The organism is Nonlabens xylanidelens, assembly GCF_002934445.1.
GTDB lineage: Bacteria > Bacteroidota > Bacteroidia > Flavobacteriales > Flavobacteriaceae > Nonlabens > Nonlabens xylanidelens.
Map to the genome: position 1 here is coordinate 471,559 of NZ_PTJE01000001.1, position 22,218 is coordinate 493,776.

20 protein-coding genes are annotated in these 22,218 nt (G+C 34.5%); 4 read left to right on the forward strand and 16 right to left on the reverse strand.

All coding sequences use genetic code 11. From position 1 onward, the window contains the following. Positions 1–40: 40 nt before the first annotated feature. The 4 genes from LY01_RS02115 to LY01_RS02130 form a co-directional block, all read right to left on the reverse strand. Entirely contained in the window at positions 41–1,030 is a 990-nt protein-coding gene (locus LY01_RS02115) for an aspartate-semialdehyde dehydrogenase (protein WP_104514153.1), read from the reverse strand. Positions 1,031–1,217: 187 nt separating this feature from the next. Further along, a complete protein-coding gene (gene mscL, locus LY01_RS02120; RefSeq protein ID WP_104514154.1) occupies positions 1,218–1,628 on the reverse strand; it encodes a large conductance mechanosensitive channel protein MscL in 411 nt (136 codons plus the stop codon). A gap of 122 nt (positions 1,629–1,750) precedes the next feature. Beyond that, complete coding sequence (gene alr, locus LY01_RS02125) at positions 1,751–2,860, reverse strand: alanine racemase (RefSeq protein WP_104514155.1); 1,110 nt, start codon at positions 2,858–2,860, stop codon at positions 1,751–1,753. A 2-nt stretch (positions 2,861–2,862) separates the two neighbouring features. After that, a complete protein-coding gene (locus LY01_RS02130; RefSeq protein WP_104514156.1) occupies positions 2,863–3,498 on the reverse strand; it encodes a thymidine kinase in 636 nt (211 codons plus the stop codon). Between the two features lie 87 nt (positions 3,499–3,585). Here LY01_RS02130 and LY01_RS02135 point away from each other — a divergent pair, with 87 nt between their 5' ends. The 3 genes from LY01_RS02135 to LY01_RS02145 all read left to right on the forward strand — a co-directional run bounded on the left by LY01_RS02135 (position 3,586) and on the right by LY01_RS02145 (position 7,529). Next, a complete protein-coding gene (locus LY01_RS02135) occupies positions 3,586–4,485 on the forward strand; it encodes a hypothetical protein (RefSeq protein WP_104514157.1) in 900 nt (299 codons plus the stop codon). Between the two features lie 143 nt (positions 4,486–4,628). Further along, entirely contained in the window at positions 4,629–5,783 is a 1,155-nt protein-coding gene (locus LY01_RS02140; protein WP_104514158.1) for an ABC transporter ATP-binding protein, read from the forward strand. Between the two features lie 12 nt (positions 5,784–5,795). Then, positions 5,796–7,529, forward strand: a complete 1,734-nt coding sequence (locus LY01_RS02145; RefSeq protein ID WP_104514159.1) for a hypothetical protein — start codon at positions 5,796–5,798, stop codon at positions 7,527–7,529. Between the two features lie 69 nt (positions 7,530–7,598). Here LY01_RS02145 and LY01_RS02150 read toward each other — a convergent pair whose 3' ends face one another. The 12 genes from LY01_RS02150 to porW all read right to left on the reverse strand — a co-directional run bounded on the left by LY01_RS02150 (position 7,599) and on the right by porW (position 18,518). After that, a complete protein-coding gene (locus LY01_RS02150; protein WP_104514160.1) occupies positions 7,599–8,165 on the reverse strand; it encodes a hypothetical protein in 567 nt (188 codons plus the stop codon). Then, the gene (locus LY01_RS02155; protein ID WP_104514161.1) at positions 8,152–8,652 is read right to left on the reverse strand and encodes an RNA polymerase sigma factor; all 501 of its coding nucleotides are present in this window, start codon (positions 8,650–8,652) and stop codon (positions 8,152–8,154) included. The genes LY01_RS02150 and LY01_RS02155 overlap by 14 nt, the downstream gene beginning before the upstream one ends. Further along, positions 8,652–9,494 carry an alpha/beta fold hydrolase gene (locus LY01_RS02160; protein WP_104514162.1) on the reverse strand — a complete coding sequence of 281 codons (843 nt, stop codon included), beginning with the start codon at positions 9,492–9,494 and terminating at the stop codon, positions 8,652–8,654. Before LY01_RS02160 ends, LY01_RS02155 begins: the two co-directional genes overlap by 1 nt. 177 nt (positions 9,495–9,671) lie before the next feature. Continuing rightward, complete coding sequence (atpG, locus tag LY01_RS02170; protein ID WP_104514164.1) at positions 9,672–10,547, reverse strand: ATP synthase F1 subunit gamma; 876 nt, start codon at positions 10,545–10,547, stop codon at positions 9,672–9,674. A 69-nt stretch (positions 10,548–10,616) separates the two neighbouring features. Further along, positions 10,617–12,191: a F0F1 ATP synthase subunit alpha gene (atpA, locus tag LY01_RS02175; RefSeq protein WP_104514165.1), complete on the reverse strand. Its 1,575-nt coding sequence runs from the start codon at positions 12,189–12,191 to the stop codon at positions 10,617–10,619. Between the two features lie 95 nt (positions 12,192–12,286). Then, the gene (atpH, locus tag LY01_RS02180; RefSeq protein WP_104514166.1) at positions 12,287–12,823 is read right to left on the reverse strand and encodes an ATP synthase F1 subunit delta; all 537 of its coding nucleotides are present in this window, start codon (positions 12,821–12,823) and stop codon (positions 12,287–12,289) included. A gap of 5 nt (positions 12,824–12,828) precedes the next feature. Continuing rightward, the gene (locus tag LY01_RS02185) at positions 12,829–13,323 is read right to left on the reverse strand and encodes a F0F1 ATP synthase subunit B (RefSeq protein WP_104514167.1); all 495 of its coding nucleotides are present in this window, start codon (positions 13,321–13,323) and stop codon (positions 12,829–12,831) included. Positions 13,324–13,422: 99 nt separating this feature from the next. Next, the gene (gene atpE, locus LY01_RS02190) at positions 13,423–13,620 is read right to left on the reverse strand and encodes an ATP synthase F0 subunit C (RefSeq protein WP_104514168.1); all 198 of its coding nucleotides are present in this window, start codon (positions 13,618–13,620) and stop codon (positions 13,423–13,425) included. A gap of 31 nt (positions 13,621–13,651) precedes the next feature. Beyond that, entirely contained in the window at positions 13,652–14,842 is a 1,191-nt protein-coding gene (gene atpB, locus LY01_RS02195; RefSeq protein WP_104514169.1) for a F0F1 ATP synthase subunit A, read from the reverse strand. A gap of 124 nt (positions 14,843–14,966) precedes the next feature. After that, on the reverse strand, positions 14,967–15,332 hold the full coding sequence (locus LY01_RS02200) for a hypothetical protein (protein ID WP_104514170.1): 366 nt from the start codon (positions 15,330–15,332) through the stop codon (positions 14,967–14,969). Positions 15,333–15,497: 165 nt separating this feature from the next. Next, complete coding sequence (locus LY01_RS02205; RefSeq protein ID WP_104514171.1) at positions 15,498–15,899, reverse strand: bactofilin family protein; 402 nt, start codon at positions 15,897–15,899, stop codon at positions 15,498–15,500. 9 nt (positions 15,900–15,908) lie between these two features. Next, positions 15,909–18,518, reverse strand: a complete 2,610-nt coding sequence (porW, locus tag LY01_RS02210; protein ID WP_104514172.1) for a type IX secretion system periplasmic lipoprotein PorW/SprE — start codon at positions 18,516–18,518, stop codon at positions 15,909–15,911. A 237-nt stretch (positions 18,519–18,755) separates the two neighbouring features. Here porW and LY01_RS02215 point away from each other — a divergent pair, with 237 nt between their 5' ends. After that, on the forward strand, positions 18,756–22,214 hold the full coding sequence (locus LY01_RS02215) for a TraB/GumN family protein (RefSeq protein ID WP_104514173.1): 3,459 nt from the start codon (positions 18,756–18,758) through the stop codon (positions 22,212–22,214). The last annotated feature ends 4 nt before the right edge of the window (positions 22,215–22,218 follow it).

The window sequence follows — 22,218 nt, forward strand, 5'->3', positions numbered from 1 at the left end:
TTAGATAAAAATACTCACTGGCTTGTTAAAGGATGTCTTTTTAAACTAAATCATTCGCTATAAGGTATTCTGCGATTTGAACAGCGTTAGTAGCAGCACCTTTTCTAAGGTTATCTGACACGATCCACATATTAACGGTATTTTCTTGAGAATAATCTCTTCTTATACGGCCTACAAAGACGTCATCTTTTCCATGTGCCATTAAAGGCATAGGATATACATTAACATCTACATTATCTTGTACTGTAATACCAGGTGTATCTGACAATAATTTTCTAACAGCAGACTCATCAAATTCATTTCTAAATTCTACATTCACACTCTCTGAATGTCCACCTACTACAGGAATACGTACCGCAGTTGCAGTAACAGCGATGGTTCTATCGTCTAAGATTTTTTGAGTTTCATTAACCAGTTTCATCTCTTCTTTTGTGTATCCGTTTTCTTCAAATACGTCACAGTGAGGAATGGCATTTTTATGAATCTGGTAAGGATAAGCCATAGGACCTTTTTTACCTTGAAATTCATTTTCTAGTTGTTCCACTGCTTTTACACCAGTACCTGTGATGGACTGATATGTAGAGATAACTAATCTTTTTATACCGTATTTCTTATGAAGTGGCGACATAGTAGCCACCATCTGGATAGTAGAACAATTAGGATTTGCTATAATTTTATCTTCCTTAGTAAGAGAAGCAGCATTTATTTCTGGAACGATAAGTTTCTTATCTGCATCCATTCTAAAAGCACTAGAATTATCTATAACGGTTGTTCCTACTGCAGCAAACTGTGGAGCAAATTCTAAACTCACAGAACCACCAGCAGAAAACAGAGCTATATCTGGTTTCATCTCAATAGCCTGTTTCATACTTACTACCTTATACTGTTTATTCTTAAAGGTAACCTCAGTACCAACAGATTTTTCTGAGGCAACTGGTATAAGAGTTGAAACATTTAGGTTGCGTTCTTCAAGGATACGCAGCATGACCTGGCCTACCATACCGGTAACACCTACTACAGCTATTTTCATTATTTTAAATTTAGGAAGTAAAAGTATATAGTCAGACCTTCTTAACCATACAATTATCCAATATTTTCAATTTTGCACAAATTGTTTAATAATTAACAAATGTGACTTACCAGCATACTTATTAAGCACAAAAAAACCGCCTTATCTTACAATAAGGCGGTTTAATAAGTAGGTTAAAACCTATATATTATTTTTGCGTTTTGATAGCATCACGTATCTCTGCAAGTAATTTTTCTTCAGCTGAAGGTCCTGCTGGTGCTGGAGCCTCTACTGGTTTCTTAGTTTTGTTATAAGCTTTTACAATCATGAAAAGTACAAAACCAACAATGATTAAAGAGATAATTGTATTTACCCAAGCACCATATAAAATAGCATTTTCTGGTTTAGTGATTACACCATCTGCACCTACCATTGCTTCAGTTAGTACTACCTTCATATCTTTGAAGTCTACTCCACCAGCAAAATGTCCTATAATAGGCATCATGATAAGGTCTACAAATCCTTTTACTACTGCACCTATTGCTCCTGCAAGGATAACTGCTACTGCTAGGTCTATGACATTACCTGTCATGATAAAACTCTTAAATTCTTTAAGCATCTTTTTGATTATTTAGTTAAAATGATACTGCAAATTTAATTTATTTAAACCTGTTAACAAAAACTTAAGAAAAAATGGTTGCACTCAGAAACAAAAATCAGACGTTATACATCTATTACCGATTAATTACTTAAATAAACACGTTTTACTCTTTTCTGGATTCCGGTAAGTAATTCATATGATATTGTACCAGCATCTTCAGCCATTTGTCTTGAAGTATGTACTTGTGGATCAAAAATGACAACCTCGTCACCTACGCTTGCTTCTATACCAGTAATATCTATCATTAACATGTCCATACATATAATACCTAATGTAGGTGCTGCATGCCCATTAACTTGAACTTTTAATTTTCCATAACCATAAATACGGTTAATACCGTCACCATGACCTATAGCTACTACTGCATAAGTAGTACGATCCTTTGCCACAAACATGCGGTTATAACTCACCGTTTCTCCAGCTTCGATGGTTCTAATTTGTGAGATGTTAGAGATTAAAGTACCTATAGGTTTTAAATGCTTATCAAATTTTAAATCATTACCAAAACCATAAAGCCCTATCCCAGATCTTACCATACTAAAATGCGCACTCTTAAAATTGAGTATGCCACTGGTATTTGATTCATGTTTGAGAATTTCATAGCCTAGTACATCTTGCATTCTATCTGCTAGTTTTTCAAAGAGCAAGATTTGTTTATTAGTAAACGCCTCTTCATCTAAATCTTCACTCGCTGCAAGATGCGACTGTAGTCCTCTTACTTTTATTTCTGGAGAGGACTTTATTTTATCTAGCACTTTATCTAGATCTACCGCATCTATTCCTATACGATTTAATCCTGTGTTAAACTCTATATGTATGGGATAAGACTGTTGGTTTTTCGCTTTCGCGAAAGCGGTAAAAGCATCCAGCATTTCTACACTATAAATAACTGGTTCTAGACAGCGATCTATACATATCTCTAAATTGTGCTGTTGTGCATGTAAAACTAAAATAGGTTTAACAATCTTATTATTTCTTAACTCTACCGCTTCTTCTACATAAGCAGTGGCAAAATAATCTGTACCTAAATCTTGTAATTTTTGTGCTACTTCTACAATACCATGACCATAGGCGTTTGCCTTAACGACCGATATAAATTTTGTGCCGTGGTCTAATTTGCTGCGTAAATAATGGTAATTATGCTCTAAGGCATTAAGATTCACTTCTAGCCTCGTACCCTTTGGTTGCATTTTTATGATAAATTTTTATCGTTTACTTCTTCTACATCCACATCCATATCCTTCACCTTATTTGCTATCATCGCTTTATAATATGCTGCGCGACTTAATGGTTCATATTCCTGTTGTTCACCTAGCATGACCACATCTTCGTCTGCCGTTTTACGGTAAGAATATTGAGCGAGATTACCTGTTCTGGTGCATACTGCATGCACTTTGGTAACATACTCTGCTGTTGCCATAAGTGCCGGCATAGGACCGAATGGATTTCCTTTAAAATCCATATCTAGTCCAGCAACGATCACTCTTATACCACGATTAGCCAATGCATTGCACACCGCTACTATCTCGTCGTCAAAGAATTGAGCCTCATCTATTCCTACTACCTGGCAGTCATTTGCTAGTAAAGGAATATTTGCTGCTGCAGGAACTGGTGTACTTTGAATCTCATTAGAATCGTGAGATACCACCATCTCCTCATCATATCGCACATCTATAGCAGGTTTAAAAATTTCTACTTTTTGTTGCGCAAACTGTGCTCGTTTTAAACGTCTTATAAGTTCTTCTGTCTTACCAGAGAACATAGATCCACAAATTACCTCGATCCAGCCGAATTGCTCTTCATGATTAACGGTATTTTCTAGAAACATTTTGTAATTTACAGGCGTTAAAAGTGGGATGCATTTCCCATTTTGAGAATTCAAAAATACAAATAAACCAGCGGCAATAATCCCAATATGAAAAAGAAAATAGCAGCAGATCTTACTAGCCTAGCACACCGTATTCTACAACTGAAGAAAAAGGACGATGTGAATGAGCTACAAGCCATTGCCAAAGAATTATATGAAAAGCTTACCGTTCTTGCCTTTACAGAAAAACATTTTGCCGATGTGCAGCCCACTGCTGGTGATGCAGAAATAGAACGCAGACTCTCAAATGCATTTACCGAGGCACAAGAAGACGTAGATTCTATTACTGGAGAGGTAGAGCAAGTAATGGAAGACACACAAGAAGAGGTAGAAGATGCTTTTGCAAACAATGATCTAAGTGAACTTTTCATGCCTAATGGTGAGGATACTAGAGAAGAAATAGAATTACCAGGAATATCTACCATACAAAAAATGGTGGTAGAAATGCCTGATGAAGTTCCTGAAACTAGTGCTCAAATTGAAATTCCAGAAATTAAAACACCTGAACCAGAACCTATAAAAGTAGAAACACCAGAGGTAGAGAAGACAGAAGAAGCAAAACCTGTAGTAGATGAAAAAATAGTAATTCCAGATGTAAAGAAATATACAAAGAACGATCTAGAAGAAATCACTGCAGATTTTCAAACTATGCCCGTTTTTGAGCGTAAAGTAAATGACACTAATGCAAGCGATAAACCTCTATCCCTTAATGACCGTTTAAATCGCGGTCTTAAAATAGGTATGAATGACCGTCTAGGTTTTATTAAGCACCTTTTTAACGGTAGCGACCAGGATTTTAATCGCGTGATATCGCAATTAAATACCATGACTACTTTTAACGATGCATACAGTTTTATAGACACTATGGTGAAACCAGATTACAATAATTGGGAAGGAAAAGATGCCTATGCAGACCGTTTTCTAGAATTAGTAGAAAGGAATTACTAGCCCTTAAAAATATTTAAATTTATAAAAGCAGGATTGAGGTCTTGCTTTTTTTGGATTCCGTTTTCGCGAAAGCGAGACAACCATTAAATATTATATCATAACTTACTTAAATTGAGTTACATATAATTAAACCAACCCTAATTATGTCATTATACCTACAAAGACTGGAAGAGGTGAAAAGCTTCTTTGATAATAAAGATACTGTTCTAGGCTATCGCAAGCTTATGGATTGCGCGATGGACACTCAAGATATGGACGTCTATAAAAAAATGATTGCTCTTACCGACTGGAAAGAACAACATGTAAATAATGAGACCGGATTAATCTCTAGATCTATGGAGGTTTTGAGTCTGTTACAAACTAAAAAGGTAGAACCTGCATCTACTCAAGGCCCTGTAATAACAGCTAGTGATATTACTAAAACTTATGGTAGAAGCGGTTTTCAACTAGGACCGGTTTCTATAGATATTAAAAAAGGACATATTTATGGACTGGTAGGAGAAAATGGTAATGGTAAAACTACCTTACTGCGCATTCTAGCTAGAGAGCTTAATAATACGAGTGGTTCCTTAAACTATGTATTTAAAGAAGATATTGCCTCTGACTATGACCTGCGTGCAAAATTAGTTTACATACCGCAACGCACAGCAACCTGGTACGGTAGCCTTAAGGATAATCTCAAATTTGTTCTTTCTAATTACGGCGTTGCTCCAGAGGAAAATGAGACTCGTGTTCTCATGATGATTGCTAGACTAGGTCTATGGAATTATAAACAGCTTAAATGGAGTGAACTTTCTTCTGGTTACAAAATGCGATTTGAACTGGCTAGAACGTTACTACGCAAACCAGAGGTCATGCTATTAGATGAGCCACTGGCAAATCTAGATGTACTAGCCCAACAGGTAGTTCTAGAGGATTTAAAATCTATATGCAACTCGGTAGTAAATCCTATTGCTTTAATTTTAAGTTCACAGCAGTTGTATGAAGTAGAAAAAGTATCTGATAAAGTGATTTACCTTAAAAATGGTCAGTATACAGATAACAATGCTAGTTTTAAAGGTGAGACTCTCGATCAATTAATTATAGAAATAGATAGTACCAGCGATAGAGAAGCGATTAAAAAAGCCTTTGAAAATTTACCTATTGAGAAACTAGTTTATAATGGTGGTGTTTACCTAGCTTATTTTGCTGGTGACACACAATTTTATCGTGTACTCTATGCTCTAGGTGCTGCCCAAATAGAGGTTACTTACATACGTAACATATCGAGTTCTACTAGAAGATTCTTTGTTTCCTAATCCAGCCAAATCATGAAAAAATTTATAACTGCAAAAAACCAAGCGCTTTTAGAAAACCATCCTACGCTATGGAATACTAAAATAGTATGGATGCTAGCCATTTCTCTTATTTTACACATCTTGTTTTATTTACTAGGTTGTGTGGCGCTTATGAATCCTGAGTCTTTACAGAGATATAGTGCGATAGAAAACTTCTTTAGTAATGGGGTTATTCTTATATCTGTAATGGTAAGCATATTACTGCTTGTGTTATGGCTCATTTCATTATTTAGAAATAATGCTTTTAAGAATTTTTATCCTAATAGCAGGGTAAAGCTATTTAAACAGTTTACTAGCTATTTTATCATATTTCTAGCGGCAACTACCTTTTACTATTCTTATACACTAGGTATGCAAACCTATGTCACATTAACGTATAATGATGTGCGCATGGAAAAGGATATAGCACTTACTAACGCTGCTGCACCGTTCTTCACTCACGATCTCTCTCGTTATGAACTGGACCAATTAAGAAATCCTAATCCTTTTGATAAATTATACTGTGCTACCGCAGTCAGTACGGTAGATGTAGACCAACCTTATTTTGAATTTAAAGATAATTATTATCAGTTCTATAGTCTTAGAAAACAGGTTTACCCTATAGACAAATCTGTTGATCCTTATGATGTTACTGGTAACATACTCAATGAAACTAAAGACAATAAACAAATCTTTTATTTTAAAGATGAAGTCATAGATGTGAATCGTTATGTAAAAACTAGCGCACCTAGTTATTACAATTACAATAAGTTATTTTATAACGGTGAAGAAGATGAGTATAGTTCTTATGACTATCAATATAGAGATGACTATAATCCATTTACTAAGATTACAAAGAAGCAAAAAGACTTCATAGAAAACCACCAAGCTTTTATTACCCAACATGATAAGGAAGCCTATAATAAATTATTAGGTGATTTTATAGAACTAGCAAGTGATTACAGTATATCGCATAACCTAACGACAAAGTCTTGGCTAGACATAGCTTATACAGAAAGTCCTTATGAGGTTAAGAAAATAATATATGATGGCTCATATCCTTATAAACATAGCGTTTCTTATCAAGAAGAAAACGACTTTGTTATATATGAAAATTCTTTAAGATCGCGCACCTATTACCTAGACAGTAATTCTTTAAAGCAAGCTCTTAAAAACATAGATGAGATAAAAACGACTAACATATTTGAAGGTACCATCCATATCTTTTTATGGATGGCATTTTTCTTTGCTTGTATTGTCTTTATTTTCAGAACGACCAGTTTAAAATCTTTACTGTTTTCTATAGTAGCCAGTGTATTACTCGTGATATTAATAGGTCTGATAGCAGCATTTTTTGGGTTTGTAGTTGATTACAGCTCGATGATACAGTATTTTGTTATGTATTTTACCTTAATACTAGGTACGTTGATACTTACAGTAGCCTTTTTAGGACTTTCTAAAGTAAATAAATTGATAGGTTCTATCTTTATGAACATTACCATAGTAGGGTTTGTACCTTATATCTTTTTGATATTAATAATTATAGATACACATCAAAATGACTGGTGTGACTATCATTATGAACAATATAATACTGTCGATCCATGCCTAACCATTATGGACTATTTAGATATCTACTGGAGCTATGCATTACTAGCAGCTGGAGTATTATTTATATTCTTATACTGTAAGAATATTTTAAAATGGCGCGCACAACCAGATGGGTAGAGAAAAGTAAGATGATGGTTCCGCTTTCGCGAAAGCGGAACTATTATCAACTATACACTCAATTTACACCTATGAGATAGAAGTTTCTTTATATAATTTATCGAGAATAACTTGTTCTTTTTTGATATGATATCTAATAAAAAACAGCATCGCTATCGCAATGGGAATACTGGATATCCATGTGTAATTGAACCAAAAATGAGATAAGTTTTCTTTAAACGTAGGTATAAGCATTATAAAACCTAGCCAATAAACAACAAGAATAATAGGAGTCAACACTTTGTGTAATATTAACCTAGACCTGTAGTATTTTTCAATTGCGCTCTTATAATTGTTATAAGAATTATCTAGTGCTATTTTTGCTAATTTTTGTGTAGAGAAAAGTTCAGCAATCACTCGATAAGCTATTGATCCTACCATTAAAAACAAACCTACATAAAAGCTCACAGGCGCTGTGTAACCCACCCAAATAAGGTATGCAACAAGAACAGCAACCGTAGCTATTAAAACCGCTATAGTGATTCTATTTTTGTTTTTTAAGCGATTGACGCGATTAGATATAGTTGGCAACAGAGCCTCATCTATAGGTTCTTTATTCTGTGACCAAGAGTTTTGTATTTCTTCAAATGTTTTCATTATTTACGCATTTAGTTAGTTGTGTCTTAATACGATTTAATCGTGTTCTAAGAGCATTATGTTCTATTCCTATAATTAGAGCGATTTCCTTCTGAGGGATTCCTTCTAACTCAAGTAAAATAATCGATTGATTTTCTTTGGTTAATTGATAAATACAAGAATAAAGGCTTTTAAACTGCTGTTCTTTATCTATTGATTCAGATACAGTAGTATCTTTATCTAATATTTCTATGGAGGTTTTAATATATTTCTGGTGAGTACGTAATTGTTGTAAACAAGTATTTACTGTTATGCGGTATAGCCATGTAGATCTTTGTGAACCACCTTTGAAACTATCCCAATGCTGCCATACTTTGATAAATACCTCTTGCAGCAAATCTTTTGCTACATGCTCGTCACCCTGTACATAACCCATGCATAGCCGCAGCACTTTATTATACTGCTCTCGATACAGTTTTTCAAAATCTATTTTAGAATATTTATTCATTAGACTAATATAAGTTGGAGTTGCTTTTGAAACCAGATAGGAGCATCTAACATTATAAAGTGCATCGCATCCTTATTAACAATTAAATTATAACTACTTAGATTCTTATATTGGTTTTTATAAGTTTGAGTTGCTCCTTCTACTCCATATAATTTACCTGCTCCAAGAATAGTGACTGGTACAGTGATCTTGTTTAATAGGGGTCTCACATCTAGTTTTAAATAATCTGTAAAACCATATACATAAGTTTTGCGATCACAATTAAGTATGCTCTGCTTAATTTCAAGTTGGTGTTGAGAAGAGGTGACCATTCCTTGTGCCATACCCATAGCCATTTGCTCAAAAGCAGCATCTTCCATAGACAGCATGTTTTGATTATAAGGATTATCATAGGTCATGCTTTCTGGTGAGAAATTAGGAAACATTAATGCTCCAGTACAAGGTAAACCATCTACTATAATAATTTCTTTGATTTTTAAATCTGACTGCGAGGCGAGCCATGTTGCAATAGTACCACCCATACTATGACCTACTATTACTAGTTGATCATTATCAATGGAATGTACATAGGCTTTTAAATCTTCTAATATGGTAGGCAACCATGGAAAGTCTATAGGCTCGACTTTTCCAAAACCAGCATAATCAATGATATGACATTGGTTTGTTTTAGAAAATTGAGTTACTGTTGCGTCCCATACAGATGCATTACTTGCAAATCCAGGAAGAAATAGTACTGGATTCCCACTACCAGTAACGATAGGACTCACACTCTCTAATTGTGCACTAACTTGTTGAACAAAAAATAAAACAGCGATTAATGATAGTTTAAATAAAAATTTCATGATTGGTATTTTAATGATTTATCCTTTAGATACAAAATCACCAAAATGTTACATCAATATCTACATTATTTTACTATTTAAAATTCCAGCCATTAAAAAACCCTTTCAGAATAATATTCTGAAAGGGTTTATTTATGTCACTCCGGTTATGGAGATTCCTGCTTTAGTAGGAATTAATTAGTTATTCAATGCTTCAGCACCACCTACGATCTCAAGGATCTCGTTAGTAATAGCTGCCTGACGTGCTTTGTTATACGTTAGTTTTAATTGATCTCTCAATTCTGTTGCATTATCAGTTGCTTTGTGCATAGCTGTCATACGTGCACCGTGCTCACTAGCCCAAGAATCACGCACTCCTTTGTACAATTGCATCTTTAATGACTTAGGAATTAACTCTTCAATGATTTCTTCCTTAGAAGGCTCAAAAATATAGTCCAGTTCCTTTTGTTCTTGAATCGCTTCTTCATCCTTAGCTACTGGCTTAAGAGGTAAGAAATCTTCAGTTCTTACTATTTGAGTAGCAGCATTTTTAAAACTGTTATAAACGATAACGATTTTATCAAACTCTCCAGTAACAAATAATTCCATCAACTCTTCAGCGATTACTGCAACATTATCATAAGATATGTCATCAAATAAATCACTTTTATTAGATTGAACAGGAGATGCTTTACTTACAAAATCATTTGCTTTTTTTCCTATAGCCATATAAGAAACTGCAACACCTTTTAATTCTTCCTGATTTAAACGAGTCAGTTCTTTAATGATGTTAGAGTTAAAAGCACCTGCAAGACCACGGTTAGAAGTAATAGCAACTACTAGTGCTTTATTTACCTCACGTTGTTCTGCAAATTTACTACCTGCATCGCCTTCCATAGTCGAACTAAGACTTTGAAGAATTTCAGTAAGCTTATCAGAATAAGGACGCATTGCAGTAATAGCATCTTGTGCTTTTTTAAGCTTTGCCGCACTCACCATCTTCATAGCAGATGTAATCTGCATGGTAGATGATACTGACGATATTCTGTTTCTTATTTCCTTAAGGTTTGCCATAATTTGTTAGAAGTTAGATTTTAGGGTTAGAGATGAGAAACAAATTTCTCATCTCTAACTTCTAAGTTCTTAGTATCTACTAGAAAGATCTTTTGCTACTGCTGTAAGTGTATCAATCACCTCGTCAGTAAGCTTTCCAGCTTTAAGAGTATCTAGAGTACCTCTATGCTTTGCATTAAGAAGTTCTAGGTAGTCTCTTTCAAATTCTTTTACTTTCTCAATAGGCACATTTCTTAACAAGTTCTTAGAACCTGCATAGATAATTGCGATTTGATTTTCAACAGGGTAAGGATTGTTTTGACCTTGTTTAAGGATCTCTACGTTTCTCTTACCTTTTTCGATAATACTTAAAGTAGCTGCATCTAGATCAGAACCAAATTTTGCAAATGCTTCTAATTCACGATAAGCTGCTTGATCTAGCTTTAAAGTACCAGATACTTTTTTCATCGATTTGATTTGTGCATTACCACCTACACGAGATACCGAGATACCTACGTTAATTGCTGGACGTACACCAGAGTTAAACAAATCACCATCTAAGAAAATCTGTCCATCTGTAATAGAAATAACGTTAGTTGGGATATATGCAGATACATCACCAGCTTGCGTTTCAATAATAGGAAGTGCCGTAAGAGATCCACCACCTTTTACGATAGGCTTTAAACTCTCCGGTAAATCATTCATACTTGCAGCAATTTCATCATTATTGATAACCTTTGCAGCACGCTCTAATAATCTAGAGTGTAAGAAGAATACATCTCCAGGATACGCCTCACGTCCTGGTGGACGACGTAGTAAAAGAGATACCTCACGGTAAGCAACTGCTTGCTTTGATAAATCATCATAAATAATAAGTGCAGGACGACCAGTATCACGGAAATACTCACCTATCGCTGCTCCAGCAAACGGTGCATATACTTGCATCGGTGCAGGATCAGATGCATTTGCAGCAACTATAGTTGTATAAGCAAGTGCTCCAGCCTCTTCTAGTACTTTAGAAATAAGTGCCACGTTAGACGCTTTTTGTCCTATCGCAACATATATACAATATACTGGTTCCCCAGCATCATAAAATTCTTTTTGGTTGATAATCGTATCGATACAAACGGTAGATTTACCAGTCTGACGGTCACCGATTACAAGCTCACGCTGTCCACGACCTACAGGAATCATTGCATCAATAGATTTGATACCAGTTTGCATAGGTTCTGTAACTGGCTCACGATATACTACTCCAGGTGCTTTACGCTCAAGAGGCATTTCATAAAGATCACCTTCTATAGGACCTTTACCATCGATAGGCTCTCCTAGTGTATTAACTACACGACCTACGATTCCTTCACCTACTTTAAGGGAAGCAATACGCTCAGTACGTTTTACAGTATCACCTTCTTTGATACTTGTAGATTTACCTAGAAGTACAACACCTACGTTATCTTCTTCAAGGTTAAGAACGATTCCTTCTAGTCCACTTTCAAAAGAAACAAGTTCTCCATATTGTGCGTTAGAAAGACCGTAAACACGTGCGATACCATCACCTACGGTAAGTACGGTTCCCACTTCATCAAGAGATGCAGTTGCATCAAAACCTGATAATTGTTGCTTAAGTATTGCAGATACTTCTGCTGGATTTACTTCTGCCATGTTCTTATTTTTATACTTGTTTCAATGATCCTTTTACAGATCGTATTGTTTGTTATGATATCGCTTTCGCGAAAGCGGAAAACTTTTAAACCTTACTAGTTAGTAGCAAATGTTCTTTTAAGTTCACCAAATTTATTCTGTACACTTGCGTTTATCTCTCTATCACCTACCCTAAGGACAAAACCTCCTAATATAGATGGATCGATAACTTTTTCAAGTGTTACTTCTTTTCCTGCAAGTTCCTTAGCCTTAGCTAGTACTTTATTCTCCAGATCTGCACTGATTTCTACAGCAGTAGTTACCGTTGCGATCTCACGTTTATTCATTTCTTCAAAACGTAATATATAACTTGTTGCTACATCTAGAAGAATATCAGCACGTTTGTTTCTTACTAAAAGGTCAAAAGTACTCATGGTTATCGCACCAGTATCTTTAAATACCTGACGTAAACCATCTCGTTTTTGAACATCTTTTATGATAGGACTCACTAAAAAGTTACGTAATTCCTTGTTTTCAGAAACAGTCACAAGGATGCTTTTCATATCTTCATTAACAGCAGCAGCCTCATTCTTATCGACAGCTAGTGATAGAATGGCCTTTGAGTAACGTGATGCAGCTCTTGATAATTTCATAGTTTCTAAATATTTGCTTCAGCAAGCATTTTATCGATAAGTGCTAATTGTGCGTCTTTCTCAGAAAGCTCTTTACGAGTTACTTTCTCAGCAATATCTAGAGAAAGGTCAGCTACTTGAGATTTAATATCTGCAAGAGCAGCTTTTTTCTCAGATTCTATAGCTTCTTGAGCACTAGCAATAATCTTATCTGCTTTTTCTTGAGCCTGACCAGCAGCATCTGCTATCATTTGCTCTTTAATCTCACGTGCATCTTTAAGCATCTCATCTCTTTGAGCACGAGCATCTTGAGCAGCAGCTTCATTAGAAGCTTCTAATCTTGCCATTTCTAGCTTTGCATTTTCAGCAGCTTTAAGAGCGCTTTCTATACCTTCTTCACGCTCACTTAAAGCACTAAGAATAGGTTTCCAGGCAAATTTACCTAGCAATACAATAAGAATGATCAAAATGATCGCTTGCATAAAAAACAAGCCAGGTGAAAAATCTTCTAATAAATTCATTATTCTACTTTAAAATACTAATTTTTAATTTTTAAAAACACTACCTGTAACCAACCGTTACAGGTAAGTGTTCTTTTTGTAAAATGTTATCGTTAGATATTAACTACCTAAGATAAGTGCTCCAAATGCAAGCCCTTCAAGAAGTGCTCCAATGATGATCATTGCTGTTTGGATTTTTCCTGCTGCTTCTGGTTGACGAGCAATAGCTTCCATTGCTTTTCCACCAATTTGACCAAGACCAAGACCTCCACCGATTACGATAAGACCTGCACCAACTAAATTAAGAGTTCCCTCCATGATTATTGAAATTAAAAATTAAACAAAAAAATTAAATAAAACGTTCTCTTACTTCATCTACATCATCTTCTTCTGTACCGGCATGCTCATGGTGATCATGCTCTGCAACTGCCATACCTATAAATAGTGATGACAACATGGTAAAGATAAACGCTTGTAGAAAAGCAACTAATACTTCTATTACTGATATAAATAAGGTAAGCACAACAGATAATCCTGTAGAACCTACTGCTCCAAACTGAGCTTTAAGTGTAATCATTAATGCGATAAGACTCATCACAACAAAGTGACCTGCAGTTATGTTTGCAAAAAGACGTATCAATAGTGAAAATGGTTTTGTGAAAATTCCTAATAACTCTATAGGAATTAAAACTATCTTCATTAAAACTGGCACATCTGGCATCCAGAAAATGTGTTTCCAGTAATCTTTGTTTGCACTAAATTGTACAATAAAGAAGGTAAACAAAGCTAAACAAGAAGTAATAGCGATCTGACCTGTAATGTTAAAACCGAATGGTGTAAGACCTAAAAGGTTAGAAATCCAGATTAAGAAAAATACCGTTAATAAATAAGGCATGAATTTTTTGTACTTGTTCTCTCCTATGTTAGGACGAGCAATCTCATCTCTTACATAAAGAACTAAAGGTTCTAAAACACGACCTACACCTGTAGGAATACTTTTAGTCTTGTACTGTCTCGCTAGAGAACGGAATAACAAGAAAATAATTAAACCTACTGCTAGTAAACCAAAAACAGATTTAGTAATAGAAAAATCAAACACCTTGTGAGCATTTGAAGGATGGTGATCACCATCATAACTTACCGCTGCAGCACCAGATTCTAATTCATAAATCTTACTGTGTAGTTTAAAGAATGTAGCGTCACCTTCTTTTACAAGAACCTGAGCATTATCATCATGATGAAATTTTGATGATAAGAAAAATTTAGGACCTGCACTAGACCATACCATAACTGGTAAAGGGAAACCTATGTGCTTGCGCTCATTTGCATCATTTGTGTAAGAAAATAAATGAAAATCGTGAGAGTCTTGTAAGTGATGTTCTATATAAGACTTGATCTCTTCTTTTGTATTCACTTTTCCACCATCGGCAACCACCTGTTCATGATGATCAACATCACCATGGTTATCCTGTGCTTGTGCTGTTGCAAAAGCTGTTAGGATTAAAGCAAAAAAAGCTGTTTTTAAGTACGCTGTAAACATGTAAATCACCTTAAAAAGTTAGGTCTTTTAATTCGGCTGCAAATGTATGACAAAAAAACGTGTAAAAACATAGCTTTTAAAAGTTAATTTTTTCACGATTTTTAAAGAGGTTTTTAACCGCCAATTAATTCTTATTAAGCCACTTAATAACAATTGCCGCTTCCATAAATAAAAAGATAAAGTATGGTACTAGAAAGCCTAGTAACTCTACCTTAGATAATTTAGGATCATCACTCAATAATTCAGGGAATAAAAGAAACACTACACCGAACTTTACAAACACTAGAGCTAAGAATGAAAAGCCTAATTTATCAGGCACTAAACCAAAAACATATTTCAACGCACTCACTGTTATAAACGTCGCTGCACCTAAAAATGAATAAGTTTTAATTAAAGAAATCGCAGGGTCTTCTACTATAAGGTAATGTGCACCATAAAAAACGGCTGTTAATAATAAGACTACAAGAAATGTTTTAAGATAAAAATTCACTGGATGATTTTAAGGTAAATAATAGTACGACTTTAATATGCGACAAAGAAAACCCTAAAACTGGTGATGACTACCATCTCTAGTGCAAATTTTAATTACCGACTATACGATAGTAATTAACTACAGGTAGTAATCGTTATCACATAAATATTAAAAAATGAATGCCTAGGCTGTTTTCCCCCTTTTACCAGCGGTAATAGATTTTACTGGAGCATCCATTTTACAACTTGCATTAAAAGTAGCTCCAGGCTCTACGGCCAGTTTTTGAGTAGAGACATCTCCTTGAATATTTGCTGTGGACTTTAAACTAAGAAGACCGTTAACCACTAATGTTCCAGAAAACACACCTTCTACGTCTGCATTTGCGCACTCTAGAGTACCATCTATCTTACCATCCTTACCTATCACTACTTTACCAGGCGTTTTAAGTGTACCGTTTATAACACCATCTATTCTAAAACCTCCATCACTTACTACATCGCCATTGATTGTTGTTCCATGACCTATTCTATTTTGTGATTTACCTGCTTCCATAGAAGATTTCTTATTTTTTTTATCGTTAAACATATGATTGCGTTAAAGCATTTCTTTTTGGTACTTATCTAGATTCTTATAGACCTGAATAATCTTATAATTTTCTGACGCTATAGCAAAGAATGATTTTGTTATGTTATAATTATTCTCTGGTTTTGCCATAAGGTCACCTAGACCTCTTGCGCCTAGTTTTGAGTTTAAACCATGAACTACTACTAGTTTCTCGTCCTTATTATATACATCTACAGAGACTCTAAAGTTATAATTTTCGTTTTTAAACACCTCTAATAACTTATTCTTTAGATTCTCCATTGCTATGGCATCTGTAGTATTAAATCTATAAACTAGCTTAAAGTCTTTTAAATTATTTTCTGGCTGGAAAGCCTCTGCAATTTTAATAGTCTCAGCATCTGAGGCTAGTTTTTGAGCGCTTTTACCTACTTCTGTATTTGGAAAGTTTAAAGCCACGTAGTCCAGACCTTTTTTATACTCTTCAAAACCATACAGTCTACCAGCTGCAAATGCCTTTAATAATTCTAGACGCGGCACTATGTCATCACCACTAAAACGATTTGCATAATTCTCTGCACTAGATATAACTACTTCATAATTCTCCTTTTCATACTCTTTGTAAAGTCTATTATAAACAGCTAGTGGACTAGCACTATCATCTAGTTTTGCCTCTGGATTCCTTAATATTTGAGCATATCGTGTATCTGGATAGTTAGATATGATTTTGTTTTTTAATTGTTCCGCTTTCGCGAAAGCGTTACTACCTCCATCTTCTTTATAAATTAAATACAAGTTATAAAGTGCTGGCAACAATAATTTCTCTTCAGGATCGTGAGTTAATAAGGTGTCAAAACGATTAATAGCAAGATCATTGCGCTTAAACTTCTCCTTATATATCACTCCTAATTGATAGTAAGCAAAATTTCTAGATTGCGCGATGCTGTCTAGCATGATTTTACCTTCTGGCAAAGTGCTTGTGTAGAATTCTGTTTTAAATTCTGGTCTCACTTCTTCTACCTCTGTGATTTGCTCATCTATCACCTCGGTCTCTAGTTCTTCTTTTTTGTTTTTACGTCTCCAGTTATCTTTAAGATCACGTTTACCCCATTTTCTTCTAAAGTCTACCTTACCGCGGGCAACAGTTTGCTGGTTATAAAAATAAAAAGAACTACCAGTGTTTTTTAAAGTACCTATCGATGATCCAGGTGTAGAAAATGACGGACCTGTTTTACTACGTTTTGTTACACCTTTAATAGTCTGAAATGCATTCTGATTTTGTGCTTCTTTTGCAGCTTCTACCTCAGCGGCTTGTGCTATGCGCTCTTCTTCTGCCTTAAGCTCGTCTATGTACTCTTGGTAATATACCGCTTGCTCTTGCGGCGTCATTGCTAGCACTTTAAAAATACTATCGGCACTGCGACGTCTACCTTCATAGAAAATAACATCTTCTAGATTGTTTCTTTTTTTAGTAACTAGTCTGTGTTCTTTTGTACGTTCTACATAATTTGCAACAGCACTATCATAATATTTACCTGCGTTTACAAACTTAGCCTCGTCAAAACTGATTTTACCCAAAGCAGAATGATTGTTACCTCTCAAATATCTGTCCTGACCGTTTCTTGCACGCAAGGATTTGTTATAATATTCCTTTGCACCTTCTATACTGTCTTCATTCTCATAATAAATAGCTTTACGAGAGTAGATAGCGTCTAACCATGGTCTGTTTTCTCTATTCTCTTCTAGATCTGTTATGGTCTCTAGCAGTTCTACTTTAGAATCTTGAGAATCGTCAAAGTTTTTTATTTTTTCAATGTAGGCATTGATATAATAACGACGTGGGATCTTGCGATGCATGTCTATAATTTCATCATAATGTGCAAATGCACTATCGCGCTGCCCTTGTTTTGCAAAAAGTTGTGCTGTTATAAATTTATATCTAGCCTGTGTTTCTCTATTTTTAGTCTGTCGCTCTGCACGATTCATGTAAAGTAACGCACTATCTACTTGTTCTATGTTTAAAAAAGCTTGAGACAGAGTTGCGTTTGCAATAGCGAGATCTTCTTGTTCTATATCGCCTTTTTCTTCTTTAAGTAATTTACTTAAATTTTTAATTGCTATTTCATTATTATCCAGTCTCATATGAGTTCTCTCACGCCATACTTTGGCCTGGTTGATCTGGTCGCTCTCTGGCATAAATTGCAATATGTAATTAAATGCCTCTAACGCAGGTATAAAACGCTGGTCATAATATCTAGCCTTACCTAATAGCATGTAAGCCTCGTCCACTTGTGGATTATATTCTGTTTCATTTATGAGCATGGAGTGCTTTTGCACTGCTTTTACTGCTTTTTCTTCGGCACGTTCAAAGTTAGGATCTGCTGGTTTTTCACCTGGCAAGAATACTTGATCTTTTAAAGTCATGCGTTCTACCGGGAGAATATCCCAGTAATTATCTTTATAAGTTTGTTCTAGTCCATCGAGACCAGCCTGTAAAGCAAGGTTACCGTTATAAAGAACATTATACTCTGTCCCGACAGCATGAAGATTACGACTTATAAAAGAATTGTTTTTCCTACTACAGCCGGTAATAATAGCTATGAGTAGAAATGCGATACAAATATTGTAGAAAAACTGTTTCAAAAAATAGGTTTTAAACTAACGTCCATAACTCCAAATACCGCGTTGATATTGTGAAAGATGGTAAAAATAAGGATTTTTTACTTTCTGTGATGTTTAGATCTTGCAACTAATTAATTTTATAGAAAGGTGAATATAAAAACAGATCGTTAAACGTTTGATTTCAAAATGTCTTTGCCCTACTTTTAGACATCTATACTAGGTATCATTTTTGATAGCTTATTTACTTTATCATTTTATATGAAATATTATCTTTTATTTATAACAGTCGTTTTATTTTCTTCCTTCTCAAAATCACAAACAGATAACAGCCTGTTATGGGAAATTAGTGGAAATGGTTTAGAAAAACCGTCATATTTATATGGTACCATGCATGTAAGTAGTAAAGTAGCTTTTAGACTAGACGATGTGTTTTTTACTTCTTTAAATAAAGTAGATGCTATCGCACTAGAATCTGACCCAACACAATGGATGGGAGAATACTACAAAGAACAAATACTCTCAGTTCAAAACCCATCCATGTCCTATAGATCTTCTTTTTACAAAAGTATCTTTAAACTAGAGCATCCAGATCCTCAAATGGTTAGATCTAGTATAAGGATGAATGATAGAGCATTAAACGGTTATCTATATCGTAAAAGCAGCGAGTCAGATAACTTTGAAGAAGAGACTTATCTAGATATGTTCATATTTCAGGCTGGAAAAAAGGCTGGAAAACCCATAATAAGTCTAGAAGATTTTAAAGAATCTCAATACCTAACTTCAAAAGCCGCGACTAATCCTGGAAAAAAAGATATTGATAAATGGTTGCTAGAGCGTCTAGAAAAAGAAAATCGATATGACATACAAGAAAATGTATATCGAGATCGCAATATTTCTCTACTAGATTCTATAGGTGCGGCAACTAATACAGAGTATTATAGAAAGAACATGCTTTATGATCGCAATGAGAACATGGTACAGGTTATGGATTCTATCATGAGCTCAAAATCAATATTTGCAGGTGTAGGCGCCGCACATTTACCTGGTAAAAAAGGGATGATACAAATGCTGCAACGTAAAGGCTATACTGTAAAGGCATTAACCTCTAAACAAACTGAGTTAGCTAAAAGAGAGAAGAAAAATCTGGACGAGAGTTTTGTTGCTCCTACGCTTTCGCGAAAGCGTACCCCTGATCAATCCATTTCTTTAAATACATTTGACAATCTACGCGAATTTAGCATCAGTAATCAGTCATTTTATATGATGCCAGAGATGACTAATGGTGCATTCTTAACTATTTCTAGAATCAACACTCTCGATTACTTACACACCAATAAAAAAATTATTGATTTAGAATTTTTAAACAATGTGCTTTTTGAAGATATACCAGGAGAAATTATTGAAAAGAAAGAGTTTACACTTCCTTACCCTGGCTTTTCTATTCTCAATAAAACTAAAAAAGGGGATTACCAGAAATACCATATTTATAAAACTCCATTAGAATTAGTGGTTGTAAAATTGGGTGGTAAACTGGATTATGTAAAACGATATGAAAAATCCATATTTGATTCTATCACCTTATCACCTGTCAGTAAAAAGTTAAAAAAATTTATTGCCCCTTACAACAAGTATGAGGTTCTATTTCCTGAACATATAGTAGGTACCAATATCGATAACCCTGGTAAAACATTTTTACAAGGAACTGATGGAGACTCTTTTTATTTTCTACAAGAATCTCCAGTTTTTGATACCGATTATATCGAAGAGGATAAATTTGAAGCACAATTTATAATAGATGAATTTCTAGAAGATCTAGATTATAAGAAAGAGAGCGGCTCTATAGAAAAAACACCTTATTACAGTTATCGTGCGACAGCTGTCATGGACACTATTACCGACTCTAAAATCCAACTTAAAGCAATAGTAAAGGACGGTAGTTATTATTTATTAGGCTATACAGGAACTGATCAAAAAAATGCCGATGCTTTTTTCAATTCTCTATCTTTTAATAAAATAGACTATAAAGAATTTGAAACTGTACAAGACACTGCTCTATTCTTTAACGTTAAAAGCCCTGTTATAGCTCCTACTGCAAGAAACAGATACTCTCGTGATGAGATTAAACCTTATGAAGCGAGTAAGAAAACAACTTACTATACCACAGCTGCAAATGAGCAAATAGAGGTGAAAATGGAAAAGTTTCATGATTTACAAATGTTTCATAAACCTAATGATCTATGGAAAGAGGTAGATACCGAAGACTGGTCTACCATGAAGTTATATCGCAATAATATGCGTGCAAAAAACAAGAAAAAAACTCAAAAGGACAGTCTCTTTATCTATGAAAGAACTTTTAAAGACAGTCTAAGTGCTAAGCATATACTGGCAAAAAGTATGTATTATAAAGGACGCATTTATCATCTTAAAACGGTAATAGATAGCACGGCACAAACATCTCCATTTGTAAGCCAATTCTACGATAGTTTTACACCTAGCGACACCTTATTGGGTAAGGATGTTTTTAGCGATAAAACAGAAATATTCTTTAAAAATGTAGCTGCAAAAGACACCATAGTCTTTGAAGCAAGTGGAAAGATAAAATTTAAGGCAAAGGATATTCCAGAGATGATTAATTTAATCAATACGGTAGATATAAATGATAAGAGTCTTAAAGACATTAAAGAATACACTCTAGGAGAATTAATGAAGTTAGAGGATTCAAGAGTACTTCCATACATCACAAATTTATATGAAACTTCTTATAATGACCCTGATGTACAACTTATTATACTTAAAGAGTTATTAAGAAATAAGACCACTACAGATCATGATAAGGTACTGGAGTTACTAGAAAAAGATCTTCCTTTAAAACAGTCTGGCATCTCTAGTGCTTTAAATAGATATGGAGATTCTTTAAAATTATCTTCTAGATTATTTCCAGACTTACTTACCTATGCATCTATAAGTGAATATAAAGAACCTGTTTATGAGCTGCTAGCACGAGTAAAGGATTCTAATTATGTAAAAAAGAAGGTCTATAAAAAATACCGTAAACAAATAATTACAGATGGAAAAATAGAGATCAAAAGAACATTGAGTGCACGCAAATCTAGTTATAGTTATAACTCAAATGGCTTGCTTACTAGTTATGTGAAATTGATTTTTCCATTTAGAAAAGATAAAAACGCACAAGACTTTTTTACTAAATTATTAGATAGCGGTAAAAAAGAAGCCCTGGCAGAGTATTTTACACTATTAAAACAGAATGAAGAATCTATACCACTGCGATTACAAGAACTTATAGAAGAAGATAATTCTCTTAAAGCGCAAGTAGTTATCACTGCTTCTAAGAGAGGTGTAATGCTCTCTCCACAAGTAACTCAAGAAGAACTAGCAAGGAGTATTGCACTTACTGCAAAATTGTTTGATAAGAATGAAGAACAACTAAGTCTCATAGAAAAGAAAGTAATCACCACAGACAAAGATGATAAAGTAGCCTTATACCTCTTTGAATTTAAAAAGAAAGGAAGTTACCAGGAGCAAACATATATTAGGTACGTGGCTTTTAAACTAGGTCAAAAAAACACTCTAGTAACTAAAACTTATTCTAAGTCCTATAGTAATGGTAAACGTTATGAAACAGATAAAGAAAAAGCAGATGCCATAAAAGAAATAGTAAAAGAACTAAAACACCAGGGCCGCTGGAGAGTACAATAAGAAA

Coding starts and splice junctions, on each gene's coding strand:
- LY01_RS02185 (WP_104514167.1), bottom strand. CDS start 13,323: ATGAATTTATTAGAAGATTTTTCACCTGGCTTGTTTTTTATGCAAGCG.
- atpB (WP_104514169.1), bottom strand. CDS start 14,842: ATGTTTACAGCGTACTTAAAAACAGCTTTTTTTGCTTTAATCCTAACA.
- LY01_RS02140 (WP_104514158.1), top strand. CDS start 4,629: ATGTCATTATACCTACAAAGACTGGAAGAGGTGAAAAGCTTCTTTGAT.
- LY01_RS02130 (WP_104514156.1), bottom strand. CDS start 3,498: ATGTTTCTAGAAAATACCGTTAATCATGAAGAGCAATTCGGCTGGATC.
- LY01_RS02145 (WP_104514159.1), top strand. CDS start 5,796: ATGAAAAAATTTATAACTGCAAAAAACCAAGCGCTTTTAGAAAACCAT.
- alr (WP_104514155.1), bottom strand. CDS start 2,860: ATGCAACCAAAGGGTACGAGGCTAGAAGTGAATCTTAATGCCTTAGAG.
- LY01_RS02135 (WP_104514157.1), top strand. CDS start 3,586: ATGAAAAAGAAAATAGCAGCAGATCTTACTAGCCTAGCACACCGTATT.
- LY01_RS02115 (WP_104514153.1), bottom strand. CDS start 1,030: ATGAAAATAGCTGTAGTAGGTGTTACCGGTATGGTAGGCCAGGTCATG.
- atpH (WP_104514166.1), bottom strand. CDS start 12,823: ATGAAATTATCAAGAGCTGCATCACGTTACTCAAAGGCCATTCTATCA.
- LY01_RS02205 (WP_104514171.1), bottom strand. CDS start 15,899: ATGTTTAACGATAAAAAAAATAAGAAATCTTCTATGGAAGCAGGTAAA.
- LY01_RS02155 (WP_104514161.1), bottom strand. CDS start 8,652: ATGAATAAATATTCTAAAATAGATTTTGAAAAACTGTATCGAGAGCAG.
- atpG (WP_104514164.1), bottom strand. CDS start 10,547: ATGGCAAACCTTAAGGAAATAAGAAACAGAATATCGTCAGTATCATCT.
- LY01_RS02150 (WP_104514160.1), bottom strand. CDS start 8,165: ATGAAAACATTTGAAGAAATACAAAACTCTTGGTCACAGAATAAAGAA.
- mscL (WP_104514154.1), bottom strand. CDS start 1,628: ATGCTTAAAGAATTTAAGAGTTTTATCATGACAGGTAATGTCATAGAC.
- atpA (WP_104514165.1), bottom strand. CDS start 12,191: ATGGCAGAAGTAAATCCAGCAGAAGTATCTGCAATACTTAAGCAACAA.
- LY01_RS02160 (WP_104514162.1), bottom strand. CDS start 9,494: ATGAAATTTTTATTTAAACTATCATTAATCGCTGTTTTATTTTTTGTT.
- LY01_RS02215 (WP_104514173.1), top strand. CDS start 18,756: ATGAAATATTATCTTTTATTTATAACAGTCGTTTTATTTTCTTCCTTC.
- atpE (WP_104514168.1), bottom strand. CDS start 13,620: ATGGAGGGAACTCTTAATTTAGTTGGTGCAGGTCTTATCGTAATCGGT.